Origin of the sequence: Micromonospora sp. A202 (genome assembly GCF_006715105.1) — a bacterium.
In the GTDB taxonomy this organism is placed as follows: domain Bacteria; phylum Actinomycetota; class Actinomycetes; order Mycobacteriales; family Micromonosporaceae; genus Micromonospora; species Micromonospora zamorensis.
The window spans coordinates 6,706,833-6,719,377 of record NZ_VFMP01000001.1; the positions used below are offsets into that span (position 1 = coordinate 6,706,833).

12 protein-coding genes are annotated in these 12,545 nt (G+C 71.6%); 8 read left to right on the plus strand and 4 right to left on the minus strand.

The annotated features are described in order from the left end of the window. Positions 1-6: 6 nt before the first annotated feature. Both FBZ33_RS31155 and FBZ33_RS31160 read right to left on the minus strand, forming a co-directional pair. A complete protein-coding gene (locus FBZ33_RS31155; protein WP_141911973.1) occupies positions 7-459 on the minus strand; it encodes a MerR family transcriptional regulator in 453 nt (150 codons plus the stop codon). Continuing rightward, the gene (locus FBZ33_RS31160) at positions 459-1,958 is read right to left on the minus strand and encodes a SulP family inorganic anion transporter (RefSeq protein ID WP_141911974.1); all 1,500 of its coding nucleotides are present in this window, start codon (positions 1,956-1,958) and stop codon (positions 459-461) included. The genes FBZ33_RS31155 and FBZ33_RS31160 overlap by 1 nt, the downstream gene beginning before the upstream one ends. Before the next feature lie 380 nt (positions 1,959-2,338). Here FBZ33_RS31160 and FBZ33_RS31165 point away from each other — a divergent pair, with 380 nt between their 5' ends. The 3 genes from FBZ33_RS31165 to FBZ33_RS31175 all read left to right on the plus strand — a co-directional run bounded on the left by FBZ33_RS31165 (position 2,339) and on the right by FBZ33_RS31175 (position 3,518). Then, the gene (locus FBZ33_RS31165; RefSeq protein ID WP_141911975.1) at positions 2,339-2,713 is read left to right on the plus strand and encodes a YciI family protein; all 375 of its coding nucleotides are present in this window, start codon (positions 2,339-2,341) and stop codon (positions 2,711-2,713) included. 59 nt (positions 2,714-2,772) lie between these two features. Beyond that, on the plus strand, positions 2,773-2,982 hold the full coding sequence (locus FBZ33_RS31170) for a hypothetical protein (RefSeq protein ID WP_185755447.1): 210 nt from the start codon (positions 2,773-2,775) through the stop codon (positions 2,980-2,982). A gap of 116 nt (positions 2,983-3,098) precedes the next feature. After that, positions 3,099-3,518 carry a CBS domain-containing protein gene (locus tag FBZ33_RS31175; protein ID WP_141911976.1) on the plus strand — a complete coding sequence of 140 codons (420 nt, stop codon included), beginning with the start codon at positions 3,099-3,101 and terminating at the stop codon, positions 3,516-3,518. A gap of 124 nt (positions 3,519-3,642) precedes the next feature. On the opposite strand, the gene FBZ33_RS31180 is transcribed toward FBZ33_RS31175, so the two are convergent. Then, positions 3,643-4,443 carry an MBL fold metallo-hydrolase gene (locus FBZ33_RS31180; protein WP_141911977.1) on the minus strand — a complete coding sequence of 267 codons (801 nt, stop codon included), beginning with the start codon at positions 4,441-4,443 and terminating at the stop codon, positions 3,643-3,645. 63 nt (positions 4,444-4,506) lie between these two features. Then, positions 4,507-8,958 carry an HAD-IC family P-type ATPase gene (locus tag FBZ33_RS31185; RefSeq protein ID WP_141913050.1) on the minus strand — a complete coding sequence of 1,484 codons (4,452 nt, stop codon included), beginning with the start codon at positions 8,956-8,958 and terminating at the stop codon, positions 4,507-4,509. Positions 8,959-9,175: 217 nt separating this feature from the next. Here FBZ33_RS31185 and FBZ33_RS31190 point away from each other — a divergent pair, with 217 nt between their 5' ends. From FBZ33_RS31190 to FBZ33_RS31210, 5 genes are all read left to right on the plus strand, one after another. Beyond that, entirely contained in the window at positions 9,176-9,436 is a 261-nt protein-coding gene (locus tag FBZ33_RS31190) for a hypothetical protein (RefSeq protein ID WP_088950815.1), read from the plus strand. Positions 9,437-9,494: 58 nt separating this feature from the next. Beyond that, positions 9,495-10,883: an MFS transporter gene (locus FBZ33_RS31195; RefSeq protein ID WP_141911979.1), complete on the plus strand. Its 1,389-nt coding sequence runs from the start codon at positions 9,495-9,497 to the stop codon at positions 10,881-10,883. Between the two features lie 48 nt (positions 10,884-10,931). Further along, positions 10,932-11,585, plus strand: coding sequence for a GAP family protein (locus tag FBZ33_RS31200; protein ID WP_099849518.1), 654 nt, complete (start codon positions 10,932-10,934; stop codon positions 11,583-11,585). 116 nt (positions 11,586-11,701) lie between these two features. Then, a complete protein-coding gene (locus FBZ33_RS31205) occupies positions 11,702-11,896 on the plus strand; it encodes a hypothetical protein (protein WP_141911980.1) in 195 nt (64 codons plus the stop codon). Positions 11,897-11,991: 95 nt separating this feature from the next. Then, positions 11,992-12,540, plus strand: a complete 549-nt coding sequence (locus FBZ33_RS31210) for a YbaK/EbsC family protein (protein WP_141911982.1) — start codon at positions 11,992-11,994, stop codon at positions 12,538-12,540. The last annotated feature ends 5 nt before the right edge of the window (positions 12,541-12,545 follow it).

Below are 12,545 nucleotides of genomic sequence, written 5' to 3' on the forward strand. Positions count from 1 at the left end.
GGTTGCTCAGGTGGTTGGGTCGGTGTGATGGTCGAGCTTGTCGCGTAGCGTGCCGGCGAATTCCTCGGCCATGGCGAGTTGGTCATGAAGTGCGGTCACCCGCGTGGTGGCGGCGTTGTGGAACATGCCGAGCCGGTCCAGCAGCTCGGCCCGTTCGGCCCCGGTGGCGGTGTCGAGTGCGTCGAGGACGGCGAGGAGGTCCCGCATCTCGTCGAGGGTGAACCCGAGGGGCTTCATCCGTTTGACCACGGCGAGGCGGTCGAGGTCGGGCTCGGTGTAGAGGCGGAAGCCGCCCTCGCTGCGGGCGGAGGGGACGATCAGGCCGGCTTCCTCGTAGTGGCGGATGGTGCGGATACTCAGCCCGACCCGCTCGGCGGCCTCTCCGATCTGCATCAAGCGCTCTGGGGTCGGACCGGAATCGTGTCCCGACCCAGCACCGCGGCTGGCGGCGGCGGTCATCAGTGGCCGACGCCGAGCTGGCCGGCGAGGGTGTCGTGGATGCGGGCGCTGGGCTTGTTCAGCTCGATGATCTCGACGTGCTTTCCCCGGGTGGCGTACTTGGTGGTGATGGCGTCCAGGGCGGCGACTGACGAGGCGTCCCACACGTGCGCGTGGGTCATGTCGATCACCACGTTCTCGGGGTCGTTCGCGTAGTCGAACTGACCGACGAGATCGTTGCTGGAGGCGAAGAACAGCTCACCATGCACGGAGTAGATCCGGGTGGTGCCGTCCGGGTCAAGCACGCTGGTGACCTCGACCAGGCGGGCGACCCGGCGAGCGAAGATCACCATGGCGGTGAGCACGCCGACGACGACGCCGATGGCCAGGTTGCGGGTGGCCAGGGTGGTGGCGACGGTGGCGACCATGACGATCGTTTCCCCGTACGGCATCCGCTTGAGCGTCTTCGGCGCCACGGAGTGCCAGTCGAATGTCGACACGGCCACGATGATCATCACGGCGACCAGGGCGGCCATCGGGATGACTGCGACCACGTCACCGAGCGCGACGACCAGGATGAGCAGGAACACGCCGGACAGGAAGGTCGACAGTCGGGTGCGAGCACCCGACGCCTTTACGTTGATCATCGTCTGACCGATCATCGCGCAGCCGCCCATGCCACCGAAGAAGCCGGTGACGATGTTGGCGACGCCTTGCCCCCAGGACTCGCGGGTCTTGTTGGAGTGGGTGTCGGTGATGTCGTCGACGAGCTTGGCGGTCATCAGCGACTCCATCAGCCCGACCAACGCCACGCCGAGGGCGTAGGGGGCGAGCACGGCGAGAGTGTCGAGAGTCCAGGGGATCTGCGGCAGACCGAGGGTGGGCAGGCTGTCCGGCAGCGCGCCCTCGTCGCCGACGGTTGGCACAGCCACGCTGGCGACCACCGTGACGACGGTCAGCACGACGATCGCGACCAGCGGCGCGGGGATTGCCCGGGTGAGCCGGGGCATCCCGACCATGATCGCCAGGGCGGCGGCCACCAACGGGTAGACCAGCCACGGCACGCCGATCAGATGAGGGATCTGCGCTGCGAAGATCAGGATGGCGAGGGCGTTGACGAAGCCGACCATGACGCTACGGGGAATGAACCGCATCAGCTTCGCCACGCCGAGCACCGCGAGCAGGACCTGGATCGCGCCGCCGAGGATCACTGCCGCGACGAGGTAGTCCAGGCCGTGTGCCTTCACCAGGGGTGCGACGACCAGGGCGACCGCTCCGGTCGCGGCGGAGATCATCGCCGGTCGACCGCCGCAGAATGCGATCACCACGGCCATGGTGAACGAGGCGAACAGGCCGACGCGGGGATCGACGCCGGCCAGGATGGAGAAGGAAATCGCCTCGGGAATCAACGCGAGCGCGACCACCAGGCCGGCGAGAACCTCGGTGCGGAACACCTTCGGCGACAGCCAGGACGGGCGGGACAGATGCGGTCGGAGCGCCGCGGACAGCACAGAGGACATACGGCCTTTTCCAGTCAGGCGCACCCGGGGAAGGCGCACAGCAGCAGCCGTCCCTCGTGGGGGCGGACGGTTCAAGAACGGTCGGGCGTGGCTCCAGAGCTCAGGGCGCTCTGCCCACGGGGTGAGAGGGCTGCCGCCACACCTCGATGACCCTCACAGAACCTACCCTTCCGTGAGGGGAGAGTTGGGGAAGCGTGGTGACCATCACCAAGGGTGCGACCAGAGACGTCCCAGCTCACGCGAAAGCCGGACGAGCGGCGAGAGCGGAGCGGACAGATCCCGCGAAATTCTTCTGGCACAGTGTCGAATCCGAGGCGAGTCGTTCGTAGAGCAGACGAGAGGTGGCCGGAGGAGGCCGCCGGGACAAGGGGGTCATGAGGATGACGCAGTACCTGATCTCGTTCAATGACGGCGCGATGGACCACATCCCCGCTGAGGAGATGCCCGACGTGGGCAAGGCCTCGCACACGGTGGTCCAGGAGGCCGTGAACGCCGGCGTGTGGGTGTACGGCGGCGGACTCGAAAGGCAGCGGGCGAGCGTCGTGGCCACCGACGGGACGGTCACCGATGGCCCCTACCCGGAGACCAGGGAGGTCATCGGAGGGTTCTCGGTCGTCGACGTGGCCACGCGCGAGGAGGCGCTGGGGTGGGCTGCGAAGATGGCCGCCGCCTGCCGCTGCGCCCAGGACGTCCGGGAGCTCATGCCCGACCCCGAGACGGACGCCATGATCCGTGAGGCCGCGATTCGGGGGTGACTCCCGACGAGGTCTGGTCGAAGGGACCTGCCACGTGTGAGCCGCCCTTGTCATGATCCGTGGGTACGGCCGACATCGACTGGTCCACAGAGGAGGACGACCTGGAGGCGGCGGTCGAGGAGCTTCGATCGGACCTCGCCGCCTCCGTGTCGGACCTGGTGGACATCAGCCACCTTGTCGAAGGAATCCCGGGGGTGGAGTTTCGCGGTGGCCTCTGCTGGACCGAGCATGGCCCGGCCCGGGACCCGTTCCGTTCAGACGAGCAGTGAGGGCTGGGACGCGCGGTGACGGCGCGGGCACGTGGTGACAAAGGTGGGCGGCATGGCCGTGCCGGACCGGGGTAGGAGGAACGGCAACAACCCCCCGGAAGCGAGGTGTCTTACCAATGCCTACGGCACGCGAGATCATGACGAACGACGTGACCTGTGTCCGCGAGCAGGACGACCTGAAGTCGGCCGCGAAGCAGATGGCGGAGCTGGGGGTCGGTTCACTGCCGATCTGCGGCGACGACAACCGGCTCAAGGGCATGCTGACCGACCGCGACATCGTGGTGAAGGTGCTGGCCGAGGGCCGCGACCCGGCCAACGTGACGGCCGGTGAGCTGGCCCAGGGCGAGGCGGTGACCATCGGCGCGGACGACGACGCGGCCGAGATCCTGCGGACCATGGGCCAGCACAAGGTACGCCGGCTGCCGGTGATCGACGGGCATGAGCTGGTCGGCATCGTGGCTGTCGCCGACGTGGCCCGTTCCCTGCCGGAACGCCCGGTGGGCGACCTCATCGAGGCCATCTCCGAGCGCAGCTGACCGTCGCACCCTTCCTCGATCGCCGCCCCGGGTGGGCGGCGATCGCCGTGTCGGGGCTCTGCCCGAACGGCGGTCAGGAGGACGAGCCCGATCGGCGGTCAGGAGGACAGCGCAACGGAGGTGGTCAGGAGGGCGGGGTGAGCGGGACGGTCTCCCCGCGGGCGATGGTGCGTACCTGCTTCACCCAGCCGCGGCGGCGGGCCTCGTCGACGAAGTGCGCCAGCGGCGAGCGGAACACCGGGTAGTCGTCGTAGTGGATCGGCACGGTCAGCTTCGGGCGGACCAGTTCCACCAGGTCGGCGCCCTGCCGGGCGTCCATGGTGAGCAGGATCCCGGCGACCTTCGTGCCGCCGAGGTGGATGAGCATCGCGTCGATGTCCGGGTAGCGCTCGGGGATCGCGGTGAGCAGCGGCCGGTTGAGCGTGTCACCGGTGACGTAGAGCCGGAACTCGCGCAGCCCGGAGCGCTCCACGTCGATCATCGTGCCCATGACGTCGGGCATCAGCCGGTCCAGAGCACCCGGTCCGTGCTGTCCGGGCATCGAGGTCAGCCGCAGCGTCGTACCGTCGCGGTGCAGTTCCCGGGACGACCAGGTCGGCAGGCCCTGGGCGGCCTGGAAGCCCCAGCGACGCAGCCTGCGTTCCGCCGCCGGGGTCGTGACGATGGGCAGGTCGCGGTCCAGTTCCCGGCGGGCCACCCGGTCGAAGTGGTCTCCGTGCAGGTGGGAGAGGACCACCGCGTCCAGCTCCGGGAGCTGGGCGATGCGCAGCGCCGGGTCCGTGCGTCGGCGCGACCACAAACCCTTGCCCAGGTACGCCCGTTGGCCCCGGTGCAGAAAGTTCGGGTCGGTCAACAGGGTGAACCCGCCGATCCGCAGCACCGTCGTCGCGGTACCGATGAACGTCACCTGTGGTTGCTCCGCCATCCTGCCCACCTCCTCCGGCTGCGGTACCCCGGCGAGCCCCGAGCATGCGGGTTGGTTCGGTGCTCAGCCTTCGGAACCGCTGGCGCCGTTCCTGTCCGGCCGGGCCTGCGGCACGTGTTCCATCAGCTTGGTGAGCGCGCCGTTGGCGAAGGTGGCGCCGAGCGCCGACCCGGCCCCGATGGTCCAGCCGACCGGGCCGAGCGGGGTGCAGCCGAAGAACTGGCTCACCCCCGGCGTCTGCACCACGACGACAAGAACGCCCAGCGACGCCGCCGTGGACGCCAGCACGGCCGGGCTGGTGCCGCCGGCCAGGATGGTCTGGCCGAGCTGGGTGCCGACCAGGGAGACCAGGGCGACCGTTCCGGCTCGCTGACGGCGCCCGGTGTAGCGGGCCAACGTCCAGCCGGCGGTCGCGCCCAGGGTGGTGGCTGCCGCCCGCAGGCCGATCTCCCGGGTCAGGCTCTCGCCGAGCGCCGTGTCCGGGCCCTCCCGCAGCAGCGCGTCGGTGCGGTCCGACGCTGGTGGTCGGACGGCGATGGCCAGAGCCGGCGCCAGGTCGGTGAGCAGGTTGACCAGCAGCAGTTGTCGTCCGGTGAGCGCGGAGCGGCCGGTCGCCGCGGCGGTGAGCACACTGAACGCGATCTCGCCGAGGTTGCCGCCGACCAGGATGCTGAGGGCGTGCCGCACCGACGACCACATCGCACGTCCCTCGATCAGGGTCGCGATGATGGTCTCCAACCGGTCGTCGGTGACCACCAGGTCGGCTGCGGCGCGAGCGGCCGGGGTGCCCCGTTGGCCAAGGGCGATGCCGACGTCGGCCAGCCGGATCGCCGGGGCGTCGTTGGCGCCGTCGCCGGTCATCGCCACGGTTCGCCCGCACTTCTGCAACGCCTGGATGATCCGCACCTTGTGTGCCGGGGTGCAGCGGGCCACCACGTCGGTGTTGGCCAACCGCTCGGCGAGCGCGTCGTCGTCCAGTTGGTCGAGTTCGCCGGCGGTGACGACCCGCTGTTCGTCGTGCTCGCTGATGGTGGCGGCGATCGCCTCGGCGGTGGCGGGGTGATCGCCGGTGATCATGATGGTGTGCACGCCGGCCTGCCGGATCCGGCGTACCGCCGGGGCGGCACTCTCCCGAACCCCGTCCGCGAGGGCCAGGAAACCCACGAAGGTCAGCCCGCGAACACTGGCGTCGGTCACCTTCGGGTCGTTCACTGTGCACTCGGCGACGGCCAGGATCCGGTTGCCCGCCCCGGCCCGGTCGGCGAGCATCCGCTCCAACTCCGCGCGGCCGGCATCGTCCAGCGGCTCCTGAGTGCCGTCCGTACGCCGGGCCGAACAGCGCGGCAGCACTGTCTCCGGCGCGCCCTTGACGCTCAACAACAGGCTGCCGTCGGTCTCCCCGACGCTCGCGTGGTAGCCGCGGGACGGCTCGAACGGCAGCCCACCGGCGGCCCGCCAACCGGGGGCACCGGTCTGCTCCACCACCCCAGCCTCGCCGGCACCCCGCCAGACGGCCCGGTCGGTCTGCAACGCCAACTCCTCCGGCTTCGTCGCGGCGGGAGTGGCCCGCAGCGCCGCAGCCAGCGTCAACTGGAGTCGGTCGTCCAGTCGGTCCACCGGCGCGTACCGGTCACCGGTGCTGTCGCCGACCCCGGCGAGCAGCAACTGGCCCTCGGTGAGGGTGCCGGTCTTGTCGAAGCAGAGCACGTCCACCCGGCCCAGCGCCTCGATGGTGCGCGGGTTGCGAACCAGGGCGCCGTGCTCGGCCAGCCGCCGGGCGGCGGCCAGCTGCGCCGCGCTGACCAGGAACGGCAACCCCTCCGGCACGGACGCCACGGCGAGGTTCGCGGCGGTCGCCGCCGTCTCGGCCAGGGGTACGCCCCGAAGCAGGCCCGCGCCGGCCACCGCCACCGCCGAACCGGCGGCCAACGGGATGGCCGCCCTGGTCAACGAGCCGAGCCGGGCTTCCACCCCACTGGCGGGTGGGGCCTGCTTGACCAGGGCGAGGCTGCGCCCGGATTCGGTGTCCGGCCCGGTCGCCACCACCACGGCAGTGCCATGCCCGGCGGCGACGGTGGTGCCCTCGTACAACATGGAGTGCCGGTCGGCGATCGCGGCGGCCACCACCGGCCGGTTGGACTTGGCGACCGGCAACGACTCACCGGTCAGTGACGATTCATCCGCCTCCAGACCCACGGCCTCCAGGACGCGACAGTCGGCGGGCACCGAGTCACCCGGCTCAAGGGCGATGACGTCTCCGAGCACCAGGTCCTCGGCGGCGAGAACCTGCTCGGCGCCGTCGCGGCGGACCCGCGCGGTCACTGCCGAACGGGACAGGAGTTCGGCCAGTGACCGCTCGGTGTTGCGTTCGTGCACCGCGCCGATCAGGGCGGACCCACCGACGACGCTGCCCACCAGTGCGGCGTCAACCAGCGACCCGAACGACGCGGAGAGCACCGCCCCGGCCACCAGCACCGGGGTGAGCGGGTTGGACAACTCGTCCACGAAGGCGCGCAGCAGACCTCCGCTGCCCGGTCCGGTATCGCCGTTTCCGCCGGCGCCGTGGTGGCGGCGCTGCGCCTCCGCGCCGGCCAGACCGTCCGGCGTGGTGTGCAGGTGATTGAGCACGGTGCCGACGGGCATCAGGTGCCAGGGAGTCGTGACCGGCGCCGGCGTGTCCGACTGGTCGTGCAACCGGCGGGCCTGCCAGATCCCGTTCGCGAAGGCCAGCCCGGCCGCGCCGTTCACCGCGACGAGTGACCGGCCGGGCAGCTCGGTCGGCGGTGCCGTGAAGGCGCCCAGCGCCCCGAGGCCGGTGCCGGCCATGGCCAGCCGGATGTTCTGCTGGGCCGTACGCCGGGCCACCCCGGTCGCCTCGATCACCAGGGCCACCACCCGCAGGTCGGCGCCGACCAGCAGGTGCGCGCCCCACGGCGGCAGGTCCTCCGGCGGGGCGAACCCGAGACCGCAGTCGGACGCGCCGAGCGCCCTGCGGTCCGCGGAAACCAGCATCACCATTGCGCCGTCGCGCTGCAACGCGCGGACCGACTCGGCCAGCTGGTCCCCGCCGGGCAGCATCGCATCGGCGAAGCCGTACCGCTGCTCGTCGCCGCCCGCCACTACCAGCCGCAGGCCGGCGTGCCGGGCGGCGGCCGGCAGCCCGTCGACGCCGGGTGCGGGTTCCGGCTCGACCCGCAACAGGGCGGCGAGTCGGTCACCGTGGGCGAGACCGAGCAGTTGGCCGCCGGCCGCACGCAGCCGATCGCCGTCCGGGACGTTGCCGGGGTCGTGAGCGGGCATCTGGTCCAGCGGCCCGAGACGCCAGCCGTCCGCCGTCCGGGAGGCGGCCGGATCGTCGGGGTCGAACAGTGCGAAGGCCCGCTCCGCCACCTGGTCGACGTCCGCACCGGGCACGGGTGCCAGGTCGGCCAGTACGCCCCGGTCCGAGCCGAGCACCGCGGCGTCCAGCACGAGCGTGTCGATCCGGTCCAGCTCCCGCAGCACACTGCGGTCCATCGCGATCACCCCGCGCCGGGCCAGCATCCGGCCGAGCTGGGCGCCGTATCCCTCGCGTCCGCTGCCGGGCGCCTTCGGCAGAGCGGACAGGCCCAGCGCGGCGGCCCGCTTGCGCCCGGCGAAGGGCACCGCCGCCGCGCCGGCCGCCGTACCGGCGGCGAGGGCCCGATTGATGTACCGCTCGACCGGGCCGTGCGGCTTGGGTCGGGGACGGTCGGCTATCGGCCACCGCGCGACGGCACGCTCGGGGTCGCCGGTCAACCGCGGTTCGGCGCTCTCCCAGGCGGAGAACTGGGCCCGATCCTCGCCCCACTCCACGAGCCGTTGGGCGCTGTCGACGACGATGCCGGTCCAGCGGCCGGTCAGGCCCTGCACGACGGCCTCGGCCAGGGGAAAGAGGATCTCCCCGCGCGGGTCGGAGCGCAACGCCTTGCCGAGGAACGCGTGCAGCTTCGGTTGCAGGTCGACAGCCGACAGCACGCCGGCCACCTCACCGGGCAGTGGCGCGAACGGCAGGATCCGGGTGGCCGCCCAGAGGGTCAGACCCAGCGCGTCCGAGGCGAGCGCGCCGAGGGTGCGGGGGTTGTGCGGGCCCTCCTCCGGCGGGTGCGGGGGTGGGATCTCCGGGTCGGGCTCGTGGTCGCAGGTCCGCTCGACCCGACTGATCGCGGCGATGAGGTCATCCAGATCCGGTTCGGGGGCCTGCACGGCCACCACCACCCGCCCGGATGGCGCGTTCACCCTGGCCCACGCCACTCCGGGCATCCGCTCCAGCGCGCCCTCCACCTGCCGGGCGAGCTGGTCGCCGCCCTCCTGGCACACGCCGTGCACCTCGATGTGGTGCCGACCGGGACGGGACCAGACCCGACGCCGGGCGAGCCCGACCGACCGGGCCAGCCGGGTCGCGGCCGACCCGACGGTCCGGGACGCCTCGCCGACCAGGTGCGGCACGCCGAAGGACGGCAGAATGCGGCCGGCAGCGCGGCCTGCCGCCGTCATCGAGGCGTACGGCTGGACGGGCGCCGGCCCGGCTCCCTGTTGCTGCTGGTCCTGACCTTGGCCATCTCGTCCTCCCACCGCCTCACGTCCGGCGGCCTGGCTTCCCGACCTGCCGTCCGTTATGCCCTTCGAGTGGTGGAACTTTCCGCCCTTGCCGAAGCATGGACGGGTTGGGCGGTGGAATCCGACGACCATCACCGGACACGGGGAGGCCGGAATGAGCATGCTGACGCGACACCTCAACGGTTCGCAGGAGAACGTGCAGATGTACAGCCGGCGGATGGACCTACCGATGCTGGGCGAGGTGGCCCTGCCGCCACCCGACAAGGTCATCTACTACGCCGGGATCGGCGTGCTCGCCGCGCTGCAGGTCATCGAGTGGCCGATCGCTCTCGTGGTCACCGCCGGTCACCTGCTGGCAGACCAGCATTTTTCCGGACTGGCGCGCGGGGTCGGGAGGGCACTGCAGGACGCCTGACGAGAGCCGGGTCACCGGCGATTGACATGAATCCGGGTTGAGGTCCCATGCTCGGTCCATGCCGAGCACAGTCGCCCCCGCCATACCCGCCGCAGCGGGACTGTTCGCACCCCGGCTGCGAGCGATGACGGTGGGCAGCGTCGCGTTGATCTCGTTGCTCGCCTTCGAGGCGCTGGCGGTCGGTACCGCGATGCCGACCGTCGCCCGCAGCCTGGACGGGCTCGCGCTGTACGGGATCGCGTTCGGTGGTCCGTTCGCCACGGGTGTGCTGGCCATGGTGGTTTCGGGCATCTGGTGCGACGCCCGAGGGCCTCGGGGGCCGATGTGGCACGGCGTCGCGTGGTTCGTCGTCGGGCTGCTGATCGCCGGGACCGCGCCCGTGATGAGTGCGCTGGTCGTCGGGCGGGCGGTGCAGGGTTTCGGCTCAGGGTTGCTCTCGGTGGCGCTCTACGTGATCGTCGGGCAGGCGTACCCGCAGGATCTGCACCGGCGGATCTTCGCGGCGTTCGCAGCGGCGTGGGTCGTACCGTCGCTGGTCGGGCCGGCGATCGCCGGTCTGATCGTGCAGTACCTGGGCTGGCGTTGGGTCTTCCTGGCGGTCCCGGCGGTGGCCGTGCCGGCGGTGTTGCTGATCCATCCGGGCCTGCGGTCGCTGGGCCGGAGTGTGGCGAGCAGCCCGGCGGCCGGTGCGGCGGCACGGATCGGTTGGGCGTGCGGGGCGGCGGTGAGCGCCGCACTGCTGCACATCGGGGGACAGCAGCGGGGCGTCACCGCCCTGGTGCTGATCGCGGTCGCCGTGGTCGGCCTACTCGTCTGCGCTCCCCGCCTGCTGCCGGCCGGGTTCCTCCGGGCGGCCCGAGGGCTGCCCACCGTCGTCGGGCTGCGCGGGCTGGCGTCGGCGGCGTTCGTCGGCGCCGAGGTCGTCATCCCGTTGATGCTCTCCCGGGAGCGGGGCCTCTCGCCGACCGCGGCCGGGCTGGTCCTGACGGTCGGCGCACTGGCGTGGTCGGTGGGCTCCTGGTTGCAGGGCCGGATCCCGGTGCCGGCCTCCCGGGCCAGCCTGCCGCGTGCCGGGCTGACCTGCATCACGGTCGGCACCGCCACGGTGGCGCTGGCCGTCCTACCCGAGTTGCCGATCATGGTCGCCGTGCTCGGCTGGGCGGTCGCCGGCCTCGGCATGGGGCTGCTCTACCCGTCGTTGTCGGTGCTCACCCTGGAGCTGTCCGCCCCCGGTGAGCAGGGCCGCAACAGCTCGTCGCTGCAACTGGGCGACAACCTCTTCGCGGCGACAGTGCTGGCGCTCACCGGGGCGGTGCTGGCGGCGGGAAGCACACCTGGCCCGGCCAGTTACACGCTGACCCTGGTGGTGGCCGCCGGCTTGGCGCTGCTCGGGGCGCTGCTGGCCGGCCGTGTCGTGACGGGCGGGAGCGTACGGACGGTCGGGTGATCGGGATTCCGCAGCATCCGAGCCGGTTGGCCGGGGAGGATGGCGGCGATGAACTTCCTGACCGTCCTGCCGCTCGCCGTGGTGATGGTCGCCGGGACCCAACTGGTCGTTGCAGTCTTCCTCGCCTCGTCGGACCGGCCCCGGGCGGCGTCGCTGGGCTTCCTCTCCGGTGCCGGGCTGGTGGTCGCGGCCGGAGTGACAGTGGGCTGGCTGTTGACCCGTTGGGTGGGCGGACTGGTCGCCGACGCCAGTGCCGTGGCCGGCAGGGTCGATCGCGGTCCCGTCATCGATCTGGTGGTCCTCGCCCTGCTGGTCAGCCTGGCCGTGCTGGTGTGGGTACGGCGGAACCGGGCCGGGCCACCGAGATGGCTGGGGAGCATCGAGCGTGCCGATCCGCGTCGGGCCCTGCGGCTGGGCGCGTTGCTCTTCGTGGTGACGCCCACCGACGACCTCACCATGGCCGCCGTCGGGGCGAGCGTGGCCCGGCACGACCTGCCGTGGTGGCATCTGGTGCCGTTCGTACTGCTCACCGTGCTTCTGCTCGCCCTGCCCCTGCTGGCGTTGCTGCTGCTCGGGGACAAGGCGGCGCGGGCGCTGACCCGGATGCGGGAATGGGCCGAGCGGCACGCCTGGATCGTCAACGAGATCGTGATCGCGTTCTTCGCGTTGCTGACCGTGCTGGACCTGATCCGTTCGGGATGAGTCACAACCCGTCGTCGATCGCCGTCCAGCACCGGCCGACCACCTCGCTGACACGTACGGGGGAACCGGGCGGAGATGAGAGCAACAACGGTTCACGTTCGTCTTACGGTGACGCCATGTTCGCTGTCGTCACCACGGTGATCCTCTACGTCTTCGGCTTCGTCTTCCTCTACGGCGTGATCCGGCTGGGTGTCCGCCACGCGTTGGAGGACCTGGAGTTGCAACGGGCCAAGGCCCGCCGCGAGGAGGAGTTGGCGGCCGCCCGCGACCGCTCCTTCATGCGCGACAACGCCTTCCTCTCCGGCAGTTGAGCACCGGTTCGGTCCGGCCCAGGCCGGCGGTGTCCCGGGACGGCCCGGGAGCCGCCGGGCGGTTCGGCATGCCGGATGCGAGGATCGCACCCGTGATGGGAACGCTGAAGACCGAACCGGCCCGCGCCCGCCTCGACCTGCTCGCCCCGCCGGTGGCGGAGGCCATCGCGCAGTGGCCCGCCGACGCGCCCGTGGACGTCAACGATGTGCTGGTCGCGCCGATCGACGCCGAACTCGCCGACACCGCAGCGTTCTGCGCGGCGTACGAGGTGGGGTTGGACGTGTCGGCCAACTGCGTCGTGGTGGCTGGCAAGCGTGAGGGTGTGGTGCGCTACGCGGCCTGCATCGTCCTGGCGACCACCCGGGCCGACGTCAACGGGGTGGCCCGCCGCACGTTGGACGTGCGCAAGGCGAGCTTCGCGCCGATGGAGGACGCGGTCGAGCTGACCGGCATGGAGTACGGCGGCATCACTCCGATCGGGCTGCCGGCGCAGTGGCCCATCCTGGTTGACGCGCGGGTGATCGCCACGCCGCACGTGATCATCGGGTCCGGCGTACGGCACAGCAAGATCGCACTGCCGGGGCCGGCGTTGGGTGCGCTGCCCGGTGCGCAGGTGGTGGAAGGGCTGGCCAGGCCGGCCTGAGCAGG